We start from the raw sequence: 21,833 nt of genomic DNA on the forward strand, positions 1-21,833 counted from the left end.
AACTTTTTATGTACTCCCCTCAGCCGATTACGAGCGAATCCATGAGCACCGACAAGACCAATCAGTCCTGGGGCGGCCGCTTCAGTGAACCCGTCGACGCCTTCGTTGCGCGCTTCACTGCCTCCGTCACTTTTGACCAGCGCCTTTATCGCCACGACATCATGGGCTCCGTAGCCCACGCCACCATGCTGGCCAAGGTTGGCGTGCTGACAGATGCCGAGCGCGACACCATTATCGAAGGCTTGAGCACCATCCAGAGCGAGATCGAAGCCGGTACTTTTGACTGGCGCGTCGATCTGGAAGATGTGCACATGAACATTGAAGCGCGCCTTACAGATCGCATCGGCGTGACCGGTAAAAAGCTGCACACTGGACGCAGCCGTAACGACCAAGTCGCTACCGATATTCGTCTGTGGTTGCGCGACGAAATCGACATCATTCTGGCTGAGATCACCCGCCTGCAAAAAGGTCTGCTGGAACAAGCCGAGCGCGAAGCAGAAACCATCATGCCGGGCTTTACGCACCTGCAAACCGCACAGCCAGTGACCTTTGGTCATCACATGCTGGCGTGGTTCGAAATGCTTAGCCGCGACTACGAGCGTTTAGTCGACTGCCGCAAACGCACCAACCGCATGCCGCTGGGTAGCGCCGCACTGGCAGGCACAACATACCCGATCGACCGCGAGCTGACCGCCCAACTGCTGGGCTTTGATGCCGTAGGCGGCAACTCGCTGGACAACGTTTCGGATCGCGATTTCGCCATCGAGTTCTGCGCGGCGGCGAGCATTGCGATGATGCACCTGTCGCGTTTCTCTGAAGAGCTGGTGCTGTGGACCAGCGCACAATTCCAGTTCATTGAGCTGCCTGACCGTTTCTGCACCGGCAGCTCGATCATGCCGCAAAAGAAAAACCCGGACGTGCCAGAGCTAGTACGTGGCAAGAGCGGCCGTGTATTCGGCGCACTGATGGGCTTGCTGACCCTGATGAAAGGCCAACCTTTGGCCTACAACAAGGACAACCAGGAAGACAAAGAGCCCCTGTTCGACGCTGCCGACACCCTGCGTGATTCATTGCGCGCGTTTGCCGATATGATCCCGGCGATCAAGCCTAAGCACGCGATGATGCGCGAAGCGGCTCTGCGCGGCTTCTCGACCGCCACCGACTTGGCGGACTACTTGGTCCGTCGTGGCTTGCCGTTTCGTGACTGCCACGAAATTGTGGGTCATGCGGTGAAGTACGGCGTAGAAACGGGCAAAGATCTGGCCGAAATGAGCCTGGAAGAACTACGCCAGTTCAGCGATCAGATTGAAGACGACGTGTTTGCGGTGTTGACCTTAGAAGGCTCGGTCAATGCGCGTAACCACATTGGCGGCACCGCGCCAGCTCAAGTCAAAGCGGCTGTTGTTCGCGGCCAGGCATTGTTGGCCAGCCGTTAACAACACGTTGTAGCCGCAGCCGCAGACCGCGGCAGCGGCTACAAGCGCTTATCGTACTACCCGGCAGTTTTGATCCTCTCCAGAAACAACGGAATATCGTGCGCCCTCTCGGCCGCAACTTTCTGCACATTCGGATTTTCGGCCAGCAACGCCAGCAAGGCCCGCGCCTGCGGCAGATCGGCCAGCACATCCAGATCGAACAGCTTCTTAGCCACCTCAGCGGCTAAATCCACGCTGTAGAGGAAGTACAGATCCGCCACCGTGAACTGCTCGCCCATCACATACGGCGCAAATTTCGCTCGCCGCGCTAGCGCCGAGAACCCCTTGATCATGTCCCGCTCAGCCTTGCGCTTGAGCGCCTCGGGCGTCGCTCGCCCGCCAAAAATCACCTCGGCGTAACACAGCCGCGCAGGCAGTTCGATATACAGCTCAATTTCCTTGGCCATTGCCCGCACTTGGGCGCGGGAGAAAGGATCGTCGGGCAATAGCGCAGGCCCGTCTTGGGTTTCTTCGAGGTAATCAAGAATGGCATCGGTTTCACTGAGAAAACCGTGTTCTGTCTCCAGCGCGGGGACTTTACCCCGTGGGCTGACCGCAAGAATGGCGGGGTTTTGGCAACCGTGGAATGGCACAACCTCGTAGGCGAGCCCTTTTTCCAACAGCGCTAATTTGACCATGTTGAAGTAGTTACTGGCTGCAAATCCGTACAGTTTTAGCATCGCGAATCATCCTTACACAGTGAGCGCATCAACTCTGTTCAGACTAATCACTGATCCACAATTCGCATTAAACGGTCTATTTCGAGATGCCTCAAAATGAATGCATTTGTTGCGTACTGTTAGGAAAACTCTGAATTTTGTGCTTAAAAATCGTATTGGACTGCACTACTCCCTGTAGGCGCTCGCCTTGCGATCTTGTGATCTTCATCATCGTAGCCAAAAGCGAGCGCTACAGAACTTCGCCGTGAATACCGTTAAACTGATGGCCTTTATGTAAGGAGCCTGCTCATGAGCGAGCCAACACCCGTTAATGACGATGAAGAAGAGTTCGCCGAGTCCACGCTGACTCAGGCCATTGAAAATCAGATTGAAAGCGACACCCCGCCAGCCGCCAAAGCCACGTTCAACAAGTTGAAGCTGGTCGGTTACGAACGCGACGAGATTTTGAACTTGATGGCGCACGTATTGGCCACCGAAATCGACGCGATGCTCGATGAAGATCGCGCCTTTGATACTCAATGGTACGAGGCGGCACTGCGCGCACTGCCTGAGTTGCCGCCCGAGAAGTCGTAAGGCTCAACTCAGGTGCGAATCGCAGGCGCTCGCTGCCAGTCCAGTTCACTGGCGGGCACCGGGCGTCCAAACCAGTAGCCTTGGCCCAGGTCGCACTTAAAATCGAGCAGCAACTGCGCCTGCTCAACGTGTTCGATGCCTTCAGCGTGCACTTGCAAGCCCATGCTTTGGGACAAGGCTATGACGGCGCGCACAATCGCCACGTCGTCATTGTCCTCAGGCAAACCAGCGACAAATCCTTGATCAATCTTGAGCTTTTGCACGGGCAGTTGTTTAAGGCGTAACAGCGATGAGAAGCCGGTGCCAAAATCATCAATGGCCAACCGCAACCCAAGCGCCCGTAGACGGTCCATCTGGTCTAGCGCGCCTTGAGAGTCTTCCATGACCGCGCTTTCTGTGACTTCCAACTCAAGTAAAGCTGGGTCTAAACCGGTATCGGTCAGTACGGTTGAAACCAGCGTGTAAAGCTCCGGGCGGGCAAATAAACGGCTAGAGATATTCACTGCCACAAACGACAAATTCACCCCTGAAGCTTGCCACTGACACATCTGCCTACACGATTGCTCTAAGACCCACGCGTCAATTTCGGCAATTAAGCCAGTCCGTTCAGCGATCGGAATAAACTCCCCGGGAGGCACCAAACCCCGCGACGGGTGCTGCCAGCGCACCAAGGCTTCAACCCCAATCAAGCGACTGGTCTTCAGGTCATGCACCGGTTGATAGTAAACACGCAGCTCTTGCAGCTCCAACGCACGGCGCAAGTCGCTGGCCACCTCAATCCGGTTCAGTGCGTGAACTGTCAGTTCTTCGGTGTACAACGCATACCCTTCGCGCCCTGAACTTTTAGCCTTAAACAACGCTGAGTCAGCATTGCGTAGCAATTGTTCAGCATTCTGCGCGTCGCCGGGGAACACACTGATGCCAACACTGGCGCTGACAAACAATTGATGCTGATTAATCTCAAACGCGGCTTTCATGGTTTCCAGCACCTTTTGCGCCAGCCCTTCAGCCTGGCTCGCCTTGGAACAGCTTTCGATTAACACGGCAAACTCGTCGCCACCCAACCGGGCCACGGTATAACCTTTGCCAAAAATACCCTGCAAACGCTCACCGACCGCCTTAAGCAGCAGGTCACCAACGTTGTGCCCAAGGCTGTCGTTGATGATTTTAAAATGATCAAGGTCGATCATCAGCAGTGCGCAGCCTGTTTTATGACGCTGTGCATAAGCGATAGCCTGCTCGGCACGATCGGTGAACAGCAAGCGATTAGGCAGGTCCGTCAGAGGGTCTTGGTGGGCCAGCCGCACCAACTCGGTCTGCGAGTTTTTAATCGCTGAGATATCGGTAAATACCGCGACATAGTGAGTGAGGCGCCCTTTATCATCGGCAATTGCTCGCACGGTTTGCCATTGCGGGTAGATTTCACCATTCTTACGGCGATTCCAGATCTCGCCTTGCCAATTTCCAGCGTCTTGTAATGATTTGAAAACTGATTGATAAAACTCAAGGTCATGATGGCCTGACTTAAACATGTTGGGCCGCCGACCCACCACTTCTGCGACCGTATATCCGGTGATTTCAACCAGCGCACGATTCACATGCACAATCAGACCATTACGGTCAGTGACCAGCACGCCCTCCCGCGTGCAGTCAAAAACCGCCGCAGCTTGACGCAGACGTTCGCGATCTTGGCGTTGACGCTTCAAACTGGTGCCCCCTCCCAAAATGTTCAGCAGACGGGACCGGGCGACGAAGATCAGAGCGGCGCTGACAAACACCCACACATAGCCATTGATGAGTTGCCAATGCGCTAACTGCGCCGGATCATCTAAAAAACTGCTCAAAAAATGATCAGTGATTTGCAGCCAGACGACCGACAACAACCCGTAGAGAAGGGCTGCACGTAAGGCATTGCGAGAAGAAGCTGACATAAGAAAGTTATAACGCCTACAAAAAAAGGGGAATTATAGTGTAAGAAACATCCGGCCATTCTTATCTGAAAGGGCGACTGGTTTTAAATGTCTGCATGGTGATAATGCGTGTTGCAGTTTTTTTCATCTTTACGAGGGCCAAACAGCCTATGTGGTACAACGGTTTTCTTGACTTGTCAGCCTGGCAGTTGGTTGCAGTCACCCTGTTGATGACCCACGTGACCATTATCGGAGTCACGGTTTATCTACACCGCTACTCAGCTCACCGCTCACTCGAACTTAACGGTGGCCTGAAACATTTCTTCCGCTTCTGGCTGTGGCTGACCACCGCTCAGAACACCCGCGAGTGGACAGCCATCCACCGCAAACACCACGCCAAATGTGAAACCGCTGATGACCCGCACAGCCCGGTCGTTAAAGGCTTGTCGACCGTTTTGCGTAAAGGTGCCGAGCTGTATCGCGAAGAAGCGCAAAACGCCGAAACGCTGCGTATTTATGGCAAGAACTGCCCTGAAGACTGGATTGAGCGCAATCTCTATTCGCGCTACAAAATGCTGGGCGTCGCGTTGATGCTGGTCATAGATTTGCTGCTGTTCGGCGCTATCGGTCTGACCATTTGGGCGATCCAGATGATGTGGATTCCAGTGTGGGCAGCCGGTGTTGTGAATGGCTTAGGCCATGCGGTCGGTTATCGCAATTTTGAGTGCCGTGACGCGGCGACCAATCTGGTGCCGTGGGGCATCATCATTGGCGGCGAAGAGCTGCACAACAACCACCACACCTACCCGAACTCGGCCAAGCTGTCGGTCAAAAAGTGGGAGTTCGACCTAGGCTGGGCGTGGATCAAAGTGTTCAGCTTTTTGCGTTTGGCCAAGGTTCAGCGGGTTGCACCTATCGCTCACCGAGTTGAAGGCAAAGGCAATCTGGACATGGACACCGCGATGGCGATCCTCAACAACCGCTTCCAGATCATGGCGCAGTACCGCAAATTGGTAATCGCACCGCTGGTGCAACAAGAACTGGCCAAGGTTGATCACTCGGTTCGCCACCAGTTCCGCCGCGCCAAGCGTCTGCTCTCGCGTGAGACCAGCCTGCTTGAGGAGCGCCACCACCAGCGTATCGAAACCCTGCTGGAGCATAGTCACTCGCTCAAAGTGATCTATGAGAAGCGCTTGGCGCTGCAACAGATATGGATCAAAACCAGCACCAACGGTCACGACATGCTGGCAGCGATCAAAGAGTGGGTTCACGAGGCCGAAGCCAGCGGGATTCATTCGCTGCGTGAATTTGCCAACCAGCTAAAAACCTACTCGTTGCGCCCTGCTGCGGCATAACGCGACCACCACCCCACCGCTGCGTGGGTGTTTAAACAAAAAAAACCGCCTAGGCGGTTTTTTTTGTCTATCGCGTTACATCACTACAAAAGGCTTATTACGCCAGTTCAGCGAAGCACTCTTCGATGATGGCCAAGCCTTTGTCCAGTTGCTCGTCTGGGGCAGTCAACGGCACCAGTACGCGCAGTACGTTGCCGTACGGGCCGCACGACAGCAAGATCAGACCTTTCTCACGTGCTTTAGCGACAACCTGAGCCACCGCAGCTGCGTTTGGCTTATGCGCGTCGCCGCCCTCGAACAGCTCAACGGCGATCATTGCGCCTAGAGCGCGTACGTCGCCGATCACTGGGTACTTGGCCTGAATAGCCTTAAGGCCAGACACCAGCCGCTCGCCCACTGCATTGCAGCGGTCCAGCAGGTGCTCTTCTTCAAACACCTCCAATACTGCCAGTGCGGCAGCACATGCAATCGGGCTACCGGCATACGTGCCGCCCAAGCCGCCTGGCGCGATGGAGTCCATCAGTTCAGCCTTGCCGCACACACCTGCCAGCGGGAAGCCGCCAGCGATGGATTTAGCGAAGGTGGTCAGGTCGGCAGTCACGCCCATCTGCTCCATGGCGAAGAAGGTGCCAGTACGGCCCGCGCCTGTTTGTACTTCGTCGGCGATCAGCAGAATGCCGTGCTTGTCACACAGTTCGCGCAGACGCGCCATGAACGCTTTAGGCGCCACGTAGAAACCACCTTCACCCTGAACAGGCTCGATGATGATCGCGGCGATATCTTTAGGCTCTGCATCGTTTTTGAAGATGCGTTCGATGCTGGCGATGGAGTCGTCAACGCTGATGCCATGCAGTTCGCATGGGTACAGAGCGCGGAAGATACCGCCCGGCATCAGGCCCATGCCCGCCGAGTAAGGGACGACTTTACCGGTCAGACCCAAGGTCATCATGGTGCGGCCGTGGTAAGCGCCGGTAAACGCGATCACGCCAGCACGACCAGTGGCAGTACGCGCGACTTTGACGGCGTTTTCAACGGCTTCAGAACCGGTGGTGACCAGCAGGGTCTTCTTGTCGAAGTTGCCTGGCACCTTGGCGTTGATCTTTTCGCACAGCTCTACATACGGCTCATAAGCCAGTACTTGGAAGCACGTGTGGGTCAGCTTGGTCAGTTGATCTTGCACGGCGGCAATGATTTTTGGGTGCAAGTGACCGGTATTCAGTACCGCAATACCGCCCGCGAAGTCGATGAACTCACGACCTTCAACGTCAGTCACAGTGGCGTTTTTTGCCGACTCGGCAAAAATCGGATGGATCTGGCCAACGCCGCGTGGGACGGCGGCTTCACGGCGTTTCATCAAAGATGCGTTGGTCTTGTTGCTCATGGTGTTCCTCATTCGCCGTTTATCTAACGGCGTGGTTCAAGGCTGACGCGCCTGGGAAGCACCGATGCCAGCATGCGATGATCGACTGGCATGGCGCACCCGGCCACAAAAATTAACAGTTTGAAACGCAGAGGGAGCATCGCTCTCGTGCCCCTTCTGCTGAACCACCCGCCGAGTTTAGATACTCAGGCAGAGATATTTGATTTCCAGGTAGTCTTCGATGCCGTACTTAGAGCCTTCACGGCCCAGACCCGACGCCTTGATACCGCCAAAAGGGGCGACTTCATTGGAAATAAGGCCCGTGTTGACGCCAACCATGCCGTATTCCAGCGCTTCTGCCACACGGAACACACGGCTCATGTCACGCGCATAGAAGTACGACGCCAGACCAAACTCAGTGTCGTTAGCCAGCTCAATCACTTCAGCTTCATCTTTGAAGCGGAACAGCGGCGCCAACGGGCCGAAGGTTTCTTCCTTCGCCACGGCTGCGTTTTTTGGCACGTTGACCAAAATAGTCGGCTCGAAGAAGCTGCCTTCTAGGCTGTTACCGCCAGCCAGCACGGTCGCGCCTTTGCTCACCGCATCAGCAATGTGCTCTTTGACTTTGGCCACAGCCTTATCGTCGATCAACGGGCCAGTGGTGGTGCCTTCTTCCAGACCATTACCGATCTTCAACTTAGCCACGGCGGCTTTCAGTTTTTCGGCAAACGCGTCGTACACGCCGTCCTGAATATACAGACGGTTAGCGCACACGCAGGTCTGGCCGTTGTTGCGGTACTTGGAGATGATCGCGCCTTCAACGGCCTTATCTAGGTCCGCGTCGTCAAACACGATGAACGGCGCGTTGCCGCCCAGTTCTAGGGAGACTTTTTTTATGTCCTTGGCGCATTCGGCCATCAGTTGACGACCAATTTCGGTCGAACCAGTAAAAGACAACTTACGCACGATTGGGTTGCTGGTCAGCTCGCCGCCGATGTCGCCAGCGCTGCCAGTTACAACGCTCAGTACGCCTTTTGGAATACCGGCACGGTGCGCCAGCTCAACCAGAGCCAACGCCGAAAATGGCGTTTGCGAAGCCGGTTTGATCACCATCGTGCAGCCAGCGGCCAGGGCTGGGCCTGCTTTACGAGTGATCATGGCGGCCGGGAAGTTCCACGGCGTGATCGCGGCGGTCACTCCAATGGGTTGCTTGATCACGATCAAGCGCTTATCAGGCTGATGGCCTGGGATCACGTCGCCATACACACGTTTGGCTTCTTCAGCGAACCACTCAATGAACGAGGCGGCGTAAGCGATTTCGCCCTTGGCTTCAGCCAGTGGCTTACCTTGCTCCAGCGTCATCAAGCGGCCTAGGTCGTCTTGGTTTTCAATCAACAGCTCAAACCAGCGGCGCAGCTTGCCAGCACGCTCTTTGGCAGTCAGGGCACGCCAAGCGGGCAGCGCCTTGTCAGCGGCCTCAATAGCACGACGCGTTTCAACCGCGCCCATTTTTGGCACGGTACCAATCACTTCGCCCGTAGCCGGGTTGTTAACCTTAATCGTCTGACCACCGTCCGCATCGACCCAAGCGCCATCGACATAAGCTTGTTGGCGGAACAATTGTGCGTCTTTGAGCTGCATGTTGGCTTTCCTTAACAGCACCGCGCGGAGCGGGGCAAATTATTGATAGAAGAAAGGCGCCATAGAAGGCTGCCGTCAGGAAGTCATTCCCTGCCATAGTGCTTAGGTGGCGCACAAAGAAGAAGTCGTGCGTTTCAGCATTCAGACAAGAGCGTTTGAAATCTCAAACGAATCCTAGGATCAATGGGGGTAAAGGACAATAGGTTGTTCGAAAAAAAGAACAATCGGGGTTATTTACCCGTTTCTCACCTGGCCCCCATTAATAACCCATAACGCGCAAAGAAACACCTGACGAATCAGCGGCATGGACGGGCGACACGCAGATGAGTATCATGGCGCCCGCGTTGCACCAGTAGCTCAGCTGGATAGAGTACTGCCCTCCGAAGGCAGGGGTCGTGGGTTCGAATCCCGCCTGGTGCACCATACAAGACAAGGGCTTAGGCGAAAACCTAGGCCCTTTTATTTATCGCTGTGCCAATTCTGTGCCTAAACCGTGCCTCTCTATCCCACGCGGCTTAAGCGCTAAGTATGCCTTTGACTACTAGCTAAGTGGGCTGGAGGAGCTGAGAGGACGTATCCATCCCTGCAATTGGCTCAGCCCAACGCGCCTTCCAAATACACCCAGCCATCATTAGCGGCTTGAGGTGCTAGGTCTAAGATCTGGCGATGCGAGACTCAACCATTGCCCAAAACAGTTTTGGCAAGGCCTGTCAGAAACGCAGGCTGCTCAACTTGGCGATAAACATATCCACTATCCTCCCTGGATCGAGGTCAGATTTTTGCTCTCCACTGACGTTCCAGTCATCGTCATCATGTGAACGCCATCCCCGCCAGTGCAGGTCCGCTAGGGCCAGCTCGAGTGAGCAGTTAGGCGCGGAGACCGAAAGCATAAGACCCAGAAGGATCTTTTCGCGCAGGGCACCTCTTGGAACGTGATCAGCGGACTTCGCTAAGGCTTGAAACAGCTTCTGGAGGTAGTGAATCAAGTGTTGCACCGCCGAGTCGTCCAACGGCGCTGCGGCTCCAAGCTCAAAAATTTCCACGAAAAGGGAGGCTTTCTCATCGCGCACTTCTTCTGGCGCATGATGACGGAGGGCGTCCGTCAGATCCAAGATATCGGTCGGCATCTCATTTACCACAAAACTCCCGATGGAGTAGCTCGGCTCTTCTACCGGGTTGCCGTAAAAAACTCCGGTCGAAATAGCAGCATCTTTGGTTTTATCGGCTGGAAACGCCGCATTCACCCCAAGCCCTACTTGTGCCGCATTAGCGAGCGTAGCTCTGACTAGCTTGATCAGTTCGATCCGATAGTCTCTGTTGGTCGCGCCTTGGTAATCGAATATATGCCCAGGTCCAACGTTCTCAACCTTGCCAAGCAAACGACGCAGGCCCCGCCAACCAGCTGAGTAAAAGTTTCGCCAGCCCCATGACTGCTCGGTTTCTATCGCAGGTAGCGGGGTAGGAGCAGCTCCAGGAGCGGCAGGTCGCTCCTCCAAGCTTTGATCCAATCTGGATTGCAACTCCTTGAGGAACCGTTGCTGGCGGCGAAGTTCGCTGGCCAAGCCCAGCCCTAGGGAACCAAGCCGCGTTTGTCCCGCAACCTCGTTATGATTGATGGCAACCAGCGGGCGAAGTCCTGGGCCGAACACTTGTTCACACCAGGCAGCGTAGGTAAGGTTTTCGCCAGTAGTGCGGGGCAGTCTCTTTGCCAGCTTCTTGAGGAGGGTAGTCTCCAGGTAAGAGCAATCGACCAAAACGTCGAATCTCTTCAAAATCCTGAACTGAACCCACTGCTCTAACTCTTGACGATCCATCCAGTTACTCCACTTCAAGTAGGATCAATGTTCTGGCTCATGTTACTCAACCACCGGCCAACTTAGCATCGCCGAAACTGTACGGGGCACAACATGTCTTAGCGCTCCGGGGTTGGGGAGCTGACTCGGCTGGACGCTTACCGAAAGACACGTGCACGAGGCGAGGTGGAGGCGGTTGGTATATATCCCATCCCAACCACCGCATGACCCTGCTCATCTCAAGCCAGTTGACGCTGCACTCCGCGAAACATCTAACGAGAATGCTCGGCGGCCGAGAGCAACAAAACCCTTGCGACCTGCTACGGTTTGGTCAAATACGAGTTGGCTACCTTCACGACGCAGGTAGCGCTCAGTGCCACATTTATCGCAGTTAGCTCGGAAGCCAACAGGACTTTGGAAAAAGAGATCAGCCTTAGCTTCACAAACGGGGCATTTTTCCAAGGCGATGATTTCTTGATTATGTCGCTCCAAAGCTTCCGCTTGACGAGAAGAATTAGCGGCAACGAGAGCACCTTTGAGTGCAGCAATCGAGTCCCAAGAGATAGCCTCCCTGACCTCAAGTACGTAACTCTGGCGGTCAACATGCAACCCCTTGACACTGTCAGCCAAGACCAGCGCCTTCACCGGAACTTTGGTCAACGGCTGACCGTAGGAGCGCAGCACCATTTGATAAAGGGCCCTATCTACGAGCTGGCCAAACCGTTCCACGCAGTACATGTCAGACGGTGACAGAGCAACCCACTGCCCGTGATATGCAGCCTGTTGAGGCTCCTGCCCAATTGCAGGCCAAGCGATGAATCTTTCCAGGGGAAGCTGCAAGTTTTCATCCAACAAATGCGCATCAGTTAGCCATGGGACTACAGTGAGAAGAACTTCCTCAGAGTCATGCTCACCTGATACGACGCTCACCAACTGCCAATCCAACCCGCTCTGCTGGAGACGTATACATCTGCCCGCCCAAATGCCCTCGTATTGCTCAGCCAAGTATGGGCGTAGCGCATGACGCAGCACTAGACCGGCATAACGTGAGTAGGCATCAGCCGAATACTGATTACGACTGAACCGCTCTTCAGAGCTGCTTCGAGTAGCCGACGTCGTTTGGTCCAGGAGATCCCAGAGTAACGCCAGATGCCGATAATGCGGGTCATGACTCAAGATGTTGGTCAAATGCAGCGCACCCACGACTTGGGCTTGCCGACTCACCAACAGGTACACACCACTCTGCCGCAACCCCGAAATGACTCGGTGCAAATACTCAAGAGTTTCCAACGTTTGGCTCAACAACTCAGAAACGCTACTGGTTGCAGCTTGGTCAAACGTCATCCCCCAGAGTCGGCAGACCTCGCGAGAAAGACGAAAATCAACACCCTCAGATTCGTAGAATTTCAACGCCTGAACCAAGGTTGCCTGCAATCCCTTGAGTGCTGACAGACGTCCGCCGAGATGACGCTCGGTTTTATCAAGCAACCGGGTGTATACACGGTTTTCGTAAATACCGTAGTCATCCTCGCTGAAGCGTGCCAAAACCTTCTTGGGGATCACTCCGCTGAGTGTCTGCCGTTGCCAGAGCTCCGAATGGGATGCCAGATGAACCAGAGCTCCTTTAGCCAACCTCCGCGCTCGCGCGACATCGGCGACCTCATCCTCGTAGTGAAGATCCAGCCGTGGCCTCTGAGAAATTTGGTGCAGGTGCCCTTGTTGCACCACCTCAAGCAAATGCTCCTCAAACGGCAGAAGATTACTCTGGGTATCAATGATCGCGGCCGGCATCAGCGGAGACATCAACGGATTCTGAGACAGGCCAACATCAATCGCCGCTACGGCTTTGCACAACGTCTCTATTTCCGCAGATTGCGCTTGCGGGGATAAAGAGAAAGTATGCACCTCATTGCCCAGCTGGCAGCGTTCGCCTCCATCACTCACTAGAACGCCAGTAAAAACCGGCGTGTGCCCATTGAAGGCTGGCCCATCACCGGTGTGCTGATAACGGCCTGGCTCGACGATTTCTGGTAGCTGCCGGAACTGCTCGCCAGTGAGTCGATCGAGCCACATCAGTGTCGACCGTCCAAACGTCGAATATCCGCATCCAGCAATTCGATGGACTTCTGTGGTTCGCCCTCCAGGCTAGCTTCGACCCAGAAGTCTTCTAAGGCGCCTCTCAAATTTCTGACTGCTTCAATGCCGACGTTATAGCGGCCTGTGACCTTGCCTTGGCGCATGACACGTGTGGAGAGCAAGTGGTCGAGCGCCTCTCCCGAAGAAGCACCGCATGCCAGCATCACCGGAATGAAATCCAACGCCTGCTTTTCAAAACGGTTACCCCATCCCAACGCGAACCGGGTACCTAATTGCTCAGTGAAGGCATCCCCCGTCAAGCGTTGCAGCAATTCGACAACCTCCTCCTTATGATCTGCCCGAGCCTTGGTAAACGCTTTGCGTAGTGAGCGATAGGAGTAGCTCGCCGGCTCCATTCCCTTGATTTCGAAGCGATGATCCTGCTTAGGCAGCGTCATGACATGAGCACGATCATACGTCTTGTCAGCCAGTTCATTAGTGGTTTCGTCATGGTTGGCTGTACCGATGAACCACACGTTCTCTGGAACCAGGATCTTTCGCCCTTCGCTCAGCATGGCGGGCGCATTGGGAAGCGCCGTTTCGGATAGGCTGATCAAACGCTCACTGCGGTTGTTCTTTTCCAGCGCCGACAGAAACTCGGCAAAGTATTGCTCTGGACGAGAAAGATTCATTTCATCCAGCAGGATGACGTTGCATGTGTCCTGCCAGCGAGGTGTCTGCGCTTTGTACAGTGCTTGCAGGCAGTCCTTCTCATAAAATCGCCGCTCGAAAGCGTTGTAATGGCCGAGCAGATCATCTCGATCACGCCAGCCAGCCTGCACGGCGATGTCTGTGCAAAAACCACCCATTGCTTTAGTGAAAGCCTTGGCCAAGCTTGTTTTGCCAGTACCGCTGATACCTTGGAATACATGCAACTGGCTCATGGCCAAGCCGCCAAGCAATACACGGATATCTTCGAGAGGGTAGAACAGCTCTACATGCTCTTCAGCTCGGGCAATCCGATGCTGCAACTGCTCGGCAAATACTTTGAGGTCGGGCACCTCGTCCAAATCCATGCTAGCCCTGTACCCCCGGTCGGAATCCATAAGCGACATGGCCGGGAAGGGCGTCTGGGTTTTCTGGGAGTTGGTCAGTTGCTGGATTCGGCTTTCAAGGTCATCAATATGCACAGCCAGCGTATTTTTATGCTGCTCAAGCACACGCTTCTCCCGCGCGACAGCCTCCAACTCAGTCGAAGCAACGCGCTTGATGCTCATCTCTCGCCGCAACTCATCGAGCTCCGGTCGAAGAACTGAGATGTCCCGCTCCAGATCAGCTTTGCTGCTACGCAGATGCTCATTCTCCCTTTGCAGCTCGGTGGCGTCAGACTGTTCCAGATTGCGCTTCAGGGCTCTATTGTCCTGTTTCAAGTTTTCCAACTGCTCGAGAATTTCAGCCCCCGATTGCTCACCCAGTGCCTGCCTGAGTTCCTGAATCTCTGCCCACTTCTCCTTCAATTCTTCGGCTTTATTCCAGGCGTTGTCACGCTGGCGCTCTAGCCTGGAAATGTCTTGGGCATGGCTGCCACGCTCCGCATCCATTTCAGCGACGACACGCTGCTCCAGCCCATCCTCTGCAACCTTGATGTCAGCCCACTCGCGATCAAGCCTGCTACGCGCTCGATCGAGTTCGATTTTACTTTGCTTGATTTCATGCTCACGTTGATCCAGTTGCCTGATCCGCTCAGCCTCCTCCTCGGTGCAATTAAACTTGACCTCTGCCAGACGCCGGGCTGTCTGCGAAAGCTCGGCATCCAGCTTGCGCTTCTCTTCCTGTAACTGCTGCAATTGAGCTTCAGATTGCCGAGCCAACTGGCGCTTGCGACCCTCAAACTGACGCAGCGCTTCTTCGTTCTGCTCGAGGAAGTTGGCTTGCGCGTTTGCTTCACGAATACTCAGTGAGCGCTCAGTATCCAGCAGCTCAGACTTCCTAATAGCAAATCCCTGCTGCTCACTCGCTAGATCCGCCTTGCCACGCTCCAAGTCTGCGCGGGCAAGCTCAAGCGTCTGCTGCAGGTCCGTCACCGCCTGCTTGGTCAGCTCAGCATCCGAAGCGATTGAATTGGCCGCATTCCAGCGCTCGGAGTACTCGTCGTGCAGGCGTTCCTTGAATCTCGTCAACTCCCTGCAAACATCTGCAAACTGCTCAATCCAACGGACCAGATGGGTGTCGCCCTGAAGGCGCTCGATTACGCTACGCAGCCAGTCCTGATCGATCTGGATGTCCAGCTTCACATCAAACGACTGATAAACTCTGGATGCACTCTCAAATGAAGCGCTCCAGACAGGAACTAGCTTTTCCAGTGAAGAACGTGAAGCTCCTGTGATGACAGGTGCCGCCGGAATATGCGGCGAGCCAAATTTGTTCGGGTTCTTCTTCGCCATTACATCCATTCCTTAAAACACGCAGTGAAGCTCAGGGCATACTGAATGCTGTCCAGCGTCATCTGACGGGTGAGTTGTGTAGTTTGTCGTCCGGTAAAACTGCTTTGAGCGTGGCTGCTTCGATTTCGCAGATCAGCAAGATCCAAAAGCCTGCTCAATTCGAGGTCACGATCCCCCAACACCTTGAGCGGGTGCTGGGGTGCATTCAAAGTCCCAATGGCCGCAGCAAAAGTGAGCGCTTTGAGTGAAGACTCAGGCCTTGAGCAGGCCGAGATAACCTGATCAATCCTCTGCCTCGCCAGTTGCCTGATGACATCTTGCGTGAAGGCGGGGATCTGCAGTGCTGAGAGAATCTGCTGATTGAGCTTTTGATCCAGTCGATTCAGTTTTGGTAGCTGGCCCACGTCAGCTGGGTACGTACGTATCAGCCATTGCATGATGACCTCCAAGAGCTTTTGGCACTCCATGAGTGCGGCGTCCAGCTCTTGGTTGTGGGCATCACCTTGGTGCAGCTTCTCTTTGCGCACCAGAAGGGCGGCCAAATGGCGTTTGATATCGGGCTGGCGTTCCACCCAGGGAAATTCGACAAGGACCTGCAGCTCAACTTGCTTGCGCAACGCTTCCAACCACTGCGCTACAGTCTGACTATCCGCACGTGGAATACCCACCAATGGTTCCAGCCGAGCCAACAGATTTGCGTCACTATCGATCATCTGCCGCAGGGTGCTCTGCAGCCACCAAGCATTTTCTCGAAGCTCAAATGGATCCCTGACTGACCAAAGTTCGACGCCGGAAGCATCTCCCGTTATCCAAACCAGAACTCGCGCTGATTGAGGAGCATCATCGAGGCGCTGCCCTCCCTGTAGACTGATTTGCTTAGGTAGCCAACTACCTTGGTCAAGTTGTTGGCTGGCGCGATAGTCTTCCCGATAATCGCGGTAAGCCAGCATCAATAAATCGTGATCAAGGGCTGGCAAGCCGGATTTTCCGCTTTTGATCATAAAGGGTTTGATCGTATGCCCGGTTTTTCTCTCATCCGTGAATTCTGGATACCGCGCCAACGGATCTCTGGGCTCCATCTGATTGAACTCTGCAATCAATCGCGGCCAGAACTTCCCGGTCAGCGTGTCCTGTAGCAAATAGCCAGATTTGAGGTTGCCATCGTCTACTGCTTCATCATCCAGGGTCTTTTCCCCTTTGGAAGTGAGTGCACCAGCCCCATCAACTAGCCAGCCATCAGTCACACCTTGTACCAGTATCAGATTGATCAAGTTCTGATGAAGTCCCGTCAACTCGGCAATTGTCTCGGGCTGAGTGGTTCGTGCGCGGATAAGGCCAAGCACGGCACGCTGAAAAAGATTCAGCTGAGGTCGCTTGGCCTCGGGGTACAGCACGCGATGCACTAACACCGGCCAGAGGACAGACCTTTTCGCCCCTTTTGGAACCGCTCCAAAACTCAGATATGAACGGGTCTCAGCGAACACAGCCATGTTCACCTCCACACAGCTTGTAGAGCGCAGCCAAAGCCGGCACCGCCTCTTCGGCTTCCTGACTGGTCGCCAAACTCGCATCACCCACACAAATCAGCATTTGCCTTTGGCGACTCATGGCCACGTTCATACGGTTTGGTAAACGCAGAAAGCCAAACTGGCGATTCAGTTGTTGTTCACGATCAATCGCTTGATCGCCGACATCATTACCCGACTTCATTTGCTGGTAAGTACGAACACACGACAGCAGCACCACATCAAATTCCTTACCCTGGAACGCATCGACAGACCCGACGCGCAGGCGCTCTTCGACACTAATCGTTCCGTCACTGCGGACCTTTCTGGCCCATTTGAAGTGCTCATGCGGCTCGTATGTGCCGTCACGTCGCTCCATCAACGGCACACCGTCGATCTGCTGCTGGGCAAGCTTCTCCATGATCAGATCTCGCTGTGCCGCATAAAAGGTAATGATGCCAATCGACAAGGCATCGCCACCGGCCTTCAGCAGCTTTACAACTTCCTCAACAATGCGTTGAGCTTCGCTCTCCCTGATTCGGCTGCGGGTGCCTTCCCGGTGCTGATCCCGGCCTTGCGCTTCAGGGACGTCGAGCCACTGACAAACATGTCCGCGATAATGCTCTGCCGATAGGCCCAGACCGTCGAGAAACTCGCGAGTGAAGGCAAATTCTTCCGCCCCCTTACCAGAATCGAGTGCTTCCAAGCCAACAGACTCATAGAACTGCTTGCTGATGAAATCGCCTAGTATCGGATGCATACGGAACTGGGTATTCAGCATCACCACCCGAGGAATCGAGCCCGGCTCATCCAAATCCCGCAGCTTTATGCGCATACGCTCGAACAAGCTGGATCGAAACGCAGCAAGTTGTAGCTCTGTCAGCGCATGCTCCTCTTGCAACCTCCCCTCAATGTCTGGCTCAAGCATGTGAGGGAGCTGCCGGTCATCCCCCACCAAGACGATGCGACGTTTGGCCATGGCCATCGGCACAAAGAGGTCTAAGGGGTTGGCACGAGCGGCCTCGTCGATGACCACGGTATCGAATTCGATTTCGGTGCTATCTAAGCCCGCCACCGACTTAAGGCTTGCCATCTGCCGACCAGCCGATTGCTGACAGGTTGCTCCCACTACCATGGAGTATTCGTTGACCACGGCCTTGGCTGCATGGCGATCAACTGCCAAGCCATCGGCAAGTTGCTCCAGCACCCAGGCAACGCCTTGCTTGCGCTGCCGAAGCTTGTCCTCCAGATGTCGGTCGATATCGTCCAGCAGAGCCAGACCTTCGGGGTCCGCCTGACGCTTCAGTTCTGCAGGCCGATAGTCCGGTAAGTACTGCTCGAGCAGGCTGGTCTGGCAATCTGCGAGTGCATGCAGGGTCGGCTTAGCCAGCTCAGAGCTGTCTGCCGCCTCTTGCAGCAAGGCCAGTAGCTCGGCGCGGCAGTTCTGACCGTGGCGCCTCAACCAGTTGAGCAGATCCCAGGCTCGGTCCGGGCCATCGTCGGCGAATGAGGATGTCTCGACACGCAGTGCTCGGATATGTCGCAAGGCCTGGACATCCAGCCGGCTCCCGGTAGGGCTTGGCGCCTGTTGCTTTAACTTCGCGACATAGTCCTCAAGCTGGCTTTCAAGCTTGGGCGGCAATACCACGCCTCGCTGATCCAACTCGCGTAAACCATCCAGAATGCTCTCGAATGCTTGAGCTTGTTGAGCGGGTAATGCACCTGAAACTCGAGCGAGTGCCAGCTTGACTGATAGCCCCCTTACCAGTTCCAGTTCAGGGTACTTGCAATACTCTGCGGTTATCTTCTCTTGCAAGTGGGCCGCTTGCCGCTCCAGCCATGGATCAATCAGCGCCGCCTCATCATGGGTGCCGCGCTTACCGCCCACACGAGCCCCGGGCAACCCGAAGACATCGCTGCGATCCAGCGCGTTGTCGACCGCATCGTGCTGAAAGCTGCTGATCAAAACCTGCGAGGCTATATTCCGCTCCTCTGCCACCTCGGCCAGACGGCGTTGCAATGCCGCAATTACCTGCGTCTTCCCTGTACCAGGCGGGCCGATAATGATCGCGAGATCAGGGGTATTAAGTGCGCTTACCAGAGCCAGCTTTTGCCTCTCTGTAGGCTTCCCCCCTTTAAAGGCCTCCAGCACATAAGGTGTAAGTCCTTCGATGGTCCGGCGCCTTGCCGCAGGCACCGCCACTCCCTCCAGCAGCCATTTCAATTGCGGCAGGCGCTTGCCTGAGTCAATCGATTGTTTGGCAGCAAGACGGCGCTTGCCTACAGAGCGCTGGCCAGCCAATGACAGATACAACCACCCTTCGCCCTGCTTTGGACGAACGTCACGCTTGCTTGAGACCGGTTTGAAAACCACACAATCAGGCTCGAAGCGTACGGTACCTCTAGGTACGCTTGCAGCGCTCTTGGCATCCTCAGTGGAAAGCTCTTCTAGCCAGTCAGGTCGCTCATCACCCAAGTCAACCTGAGTATCGGACGCTAATTCAAGATTGCGCCAACGCTCCCTGAATTCTCTATAGTCGTCTTGAGATTTAGGCGTCAGACGCCAGATATTCTCGCGCCCCTCCTCGTCCCCTTTGCACTGCACATAACGCAGAGAACGAAGGCTTTCCGCCTTCATCAGCTCGTTCTGCCACTCTTTATCGTTGTAGAGATTCCACAGCTCCAGATAGCTGGCGTTATCGCGTAATGCGGCATCCAGCAACGCTTGCTGACTGGCACTCTGCAAAGTCGCTGCGACAGACGCGTCACGAAACTCGAACTGACCGAACAACAGTGAAAATGCGCCGTCACGACGGGCGTGGCGAGTAACACGCTTGATCAGCAGCCCACGGTCCTGCCGCTGTTCCACATCGGCGCGCCAGCCCTTGCCCAGCAACTGGAAACTACCTCTGGAGGTGCTGTTGCTAAACCTAGCGACGCTGAGCCAGTCACCTTCGGACAGCCCGCTAACCAGAAACTGCTCTGCGAACCAGCGGCAGGCAAGGTCGATGCTGTTATCGGCAATCTCCTGCTTGGTGTAGAGCTCATCGGCAAGCAACTCGTCGACACCCAGTTCAAGTTGCATGGCGGACACTTCGACAGGTGCGCAGTACTGCATCAGGAGCTTGCCGCCTTGTTTACCAGTCAGCAGCCAACGGGTCTGATCACGCAGTACCAGGCGGCTAAACAGGCCATGATCAGCCGCAGAGCATTTGACTCTGATGCGTACGTCGCCCTGTGCTGCCAGCCATTCATCCTGATAGCTCTGCAGGAAAATTGCCTGACCAGCCTGAAGGGTATCGATGCGTTCATCCGTAGAGAGCGTCAGCACATCTTCGGATAGCATCGGGAAGTCTTTAAATTCCATGCGCGATCACCACCTGAACTGCCAAATGACATGGGATTGGTCCAGTTCGCCGACATGGATCTGGTAAGGCTCTGCATGCTGTCTGCGCAGACTTTCCTTGAGGCCTTGATAACGCTCCAGTGGCTTCGTCGCCGCCCCGCGTTGGATATACAGCTTGCACTGCGGCAGAGGGTGAATACCCAGCCCCTTCTCGCCATACTCGATACGGATGTGGTCGGCAGGCCATTGGTCATAGATGAAAGTTGGTAGTAGCCGTTTGAGCTCCACCTCACCCCCCGCCTGCAGCCAGACCTTTCGGCCCGTTGCGATCACCTGGCCAGGTGTATCAGAGGAAGCCTGCGACTCAGCAGGCAAAGCAATAAACTCCTCAAAAAGCACCAAGCGAGTGTCCGCAGGCTCATCGCAGAAAAAGCATGAAGCGTCGTCGACAGAATCCACATCCACTTGCAGCAAGCTGGTACTCCGGCAGCCCGTGCAGCAGTAGATGCGCTCATCAATCTCAACCAGAGCCTCGAGCCACTCAGCCATACTCGGACGTTCGCTAGGGCAAGGAAGTCCCTGTTCGAAGCAGCGGCTGAACAGTGCAGGCAGCTTGCTGTACTCAATCAATTGAAGAGGCAGGTTGGTAAAGCACTGATTGGCATCGTCCTGCGTATCGTTAACCCAAGGACGCTCACCACGTAGCGCGGCTTCCTCTTCTTCAGGCTCCCCATCATTGACCAACTCTCCCTTGAAGGGATGATTGTGGGTCAGCAGTTGATAGGCGATGACTGCGAAACTCCAGCTGTCGGTCAGGCTGGACAGAAGCGCATCCCCTCGTACCACCTCGGGCGCTCCGTAGTCGGCTGTGTGCAGGGTCAGACCGCTATGTGCCTCCAGGCTGATGTTGTCGCAATCGATCAGCCAGGTCTCTGCATGTTCAGGGTCATCCGAAACGAAAATGTTGCTCGGGGATAGATCGCCATAAAGCATGCCACGCGTATGGAGTTGATTCAGTGTTCTGGCCAATTGACTCAGAATACGAATGCGACGCCGCAAGCCACCCTGCCGCAGATAATCGGTGGATGCAGCCTCTTCGGCATTAACGAAGCTATCAAGCAGACTTTGTAATGGCACCAACCCATCCATCAGTTCCATGACATAGCCAAAGCGTGGAGCTGCTAAAAGCGCCAGCGGTCTGGCGAGTTTCAGTCCGCCGAGATCCTGATTCACCAGCCAGGCGATATGTTGATGCCAGCGAAGGCGAGCGTGCTCGCCCTTCTTTGTGAAACCCTTGATCAGAACCTGCGGGTACTGTGTCCGATAAACGATTCCCTGGCCGCCTCGGCTCAACTCTTCCCTCAGCTCGTATACTGAGCCTTTGGTATCTTGCACCAGGCGCTTCTGCTGCACTGTCGTAGTAGCGGTCATCTGCTTCAATCCGTTAAGAATATTCCAGCGATAGTCTTGTCATCGCCATGACGGGGCGTGGACCATCCGTGCAGCTCTCGAGTTAGCCACTGGCGCATACCGCGCCTGCTGCTGCGCAACTGGCGCTGATAGATCGCATCGAAAAATGGCTCAAGCTGTTCAAGGATCAGGTCATCCGATATGCCATCTGTCATCAGAATCCCCCCGTCGCCTGGCTGACAGCGCTCGAGATCGGCGCTGTATC

13 protein-coding genes, 1 tRNA gene and 1 pseudogene are annotated in these 21,833 nt (G+C 55.1%); 4 read left to right on the forward strand and 11 right to left on the reverse strand.

Annotated elements, in window-relative coordinates; all coding sequences use genetic code 11:
* The first annotated feature begins 41 nt into the window (after positions 1–41).
* Positions 42–1,436, forward strand: a complete 1,395-nt coding sequence (gene argH / locus AQS70_RS14770) for an argininosuccinate lyase (RefSeq protein WP_055103515.1) — start codon at positions 42–44, stop codon at positions 1,434–1,436.
* 56 nt (positions 1,437–1,492) lie between these two features.
* Here argH and AQS70_RS14775 read toward each other — a convergent pair whose 3' ends face one another.
* The gene (locus AQS70_RS14775; protein ID WP_055103516.1) at positions 1,493–2,155 is read right to left on the reverse strand and encodes a glutathione S-transferase family protein; all 663 of its coding nucleotides are present in this window, start codon (positions 2,153–2,155) and stop codon (positions 1,493–1,495) included.
* A 288-nt stretch (positions 2,156–2,443) separates the two neighbouring features.
* On the opposite strand from AQS70_RS14775, the gene AQS70_RS14780 reads away from it, so the two are divergent.
* Entirely contained in the window at positions 2,444–2,728 is a 285-nt protein-coding gene (locus tag AQS70_RS14780; protein WP_055103517.1) for a hypothetical protein, read from the forward strand.
* Between the two features lie 8 nt (positions 2,729–2,736).
* Here AQS70_RS14780 and dibA read toward each other — a convergent pair whose 3' ends face one another.
* On the reverse strand, positions 2,737–4,659 hold the full coding sequence (dibA, locus tag AQS70_RS14785; protein ID WP_055103518.1) for a phosphodiesterase DibA: 1,923 nt from the start codon (positions 4,657–4,659) through the stop codon (positions 2,737–2,739).
* A gap of 149 nt (positions 4,660–4,808) precedes the next feature.
* Between dibA and desA the strand changes: the two genes are divergently transcribed.
* The gene (gene desA, locus AQS70_RS14790; protein WP_055103519.1) at positions 4,809–5,993 is read left to right on the forward strand and encodes a delta-9 fatty acid desaturase DesA; all 1,185 of its coding nucleotides are present in this window, start codon (positions 4,809–4,811) and stop codon (positions 5,991–5,993) included.
* A 97-nt stretch (positions 5,994–6,090) separates the two neighbouring features.
* Here desA and gabT read toward each other — a convergent pair whose 3' ends face one another.
* Positions 6,091–7,374 carry a 4-aminobutyrate--2-oxoglutarate transaminase gene (gene gabT, locus AQS70_RS14795; RefSeq protein ID WP_055103520.1) on the reverse strand — a complete coding sequence of 428 codons (1,284 nt, stop codon included), beginning with the start codon at positions 7,372–7,374 and terminating at the stop codon, positions 6,091–6,093.
* A 177-nt stretch (positions 7,375–7,551) separates the two neighbouring features.
* A complete protein-coding gene (gene gabD / locus AQS70_RS14800) occupies positions 7,552–8,994 on the reverse strand; it encodes an NADP-dependent succinate-semialdehyde dehydrogenase (protein WP_055103521.1) in 1,443 nt (480 codons plus the stop codon).
* 346 nt (positions 8,995–9,340) lie between these two features.
* Here gabD and AQS70_RS14805 point away from each other — a divergent pair.
* A tRNA-Arg gene (locus AQS70_RS14805) sits at positions 9,341–9,417 on the forward strand.
* Between the two features lie 287 nt (positions 9,418–9,704).
* On the opposite strand, the gene AQS70_RS14810 is transcribed toward AQS70_RS14805, so the two are convergent.
* The 7 genes and pseudogenes from AQS70_RS14810 to AQS70_RS14840 all read right to left on the reverse strand — a co-directional run.
* The gene (locus AQS70_RS14810) at positions 9,705–10,808 is read right to left on the reverse strand and encodes a hypothetical protein (RefSeq protein ID WP_055103522.1); all 1,104 of its coding nucleotides are present in this window, start codon (positions 10,806–10,808) and stop codon (positions 9,705–9,707) included.
* A gap of 213 nt (positions 10,809–11,021) precedes the next feature.
* On the reverse strand, positions 11,022–12,731 hold the full coding sequence (locus tag AQS70_RS14815) for a hypothetical protein (protein ID WP_241492843.1): 1,710 nt from the start codon (positions 12,729–12,731) through the stop codon (positions 11,022–11,024).
* Positions 12,732–12,859: 128 nt separating this feature from the next.
* Positions 12,860–15,307 carry an AAA family ATPase gene (locus AQS70_RS14820; RefSeq protein WP_055103523.1) on the reverse strand — a complete coding sequence of 816 codons (2,448 nt, stop codon included), beginning with the start codon at positions 15,305–15,307 and terminating at the stop codon, positions 12,860–12,862.
* A complete protein-coding gene (locus tag AQS70_RS14825) occupies positions 15,307–16,797 on the reverse strand; it encodes a hypothetical protein (RefSeq protein WP_055103524.1) in 1,491 nt (496 codons plus the stop codon). Before AQS70_RS14825 ends, AQS70_RS14820 begins: the two co-directional genes overlap by 1 nt.
* Entirely contained in the window at positions 16,781–20,179 is a 3,399-nt protein-coding gene (locus tag AQS70_RS14830; protein WP_055103525.1) for a DEAD/DEAH box helicase, read from the reverse strand. Before AQS70_RS14830 ends, AQS70_RS14825 begins: the two co-directional genes overlap by 17 nt.
* A gap of 6 nt (positions 20,180–20,185) precedes the next feature.
* Positions 20,186–21,589 (reverse strand): protein kinase domain-containing protein, encoded by a 1,404-nt coding sequence (locus tag AQS70_RS14835; RefSeq protein WP_055103526.1) that lies wholly within the window; start codon positions 21,587–21,589, stop codon positions 20,186–20,188.
* Positions 21,590–21,594: 5 nt separating this feature from the next.
* Positions 21,595–21,833: pseudogene (locus AQS70_RS14840) on the reverse strand (protein phosphatase 2C domain-containing protein); the annotation flags it as partial.

It is taken from the genome of Pseudomonas endophytica, from assembly GCF_001411475.1.
In the GTDB taxonomy this organism is placed as follows: Bacteria; Pseudomonadota; Gammaproteobacteria; order Pseudomonadales; family Pseudomonadaceae; genus Aquipseudomonas; species Aquipseudomonas endophytica.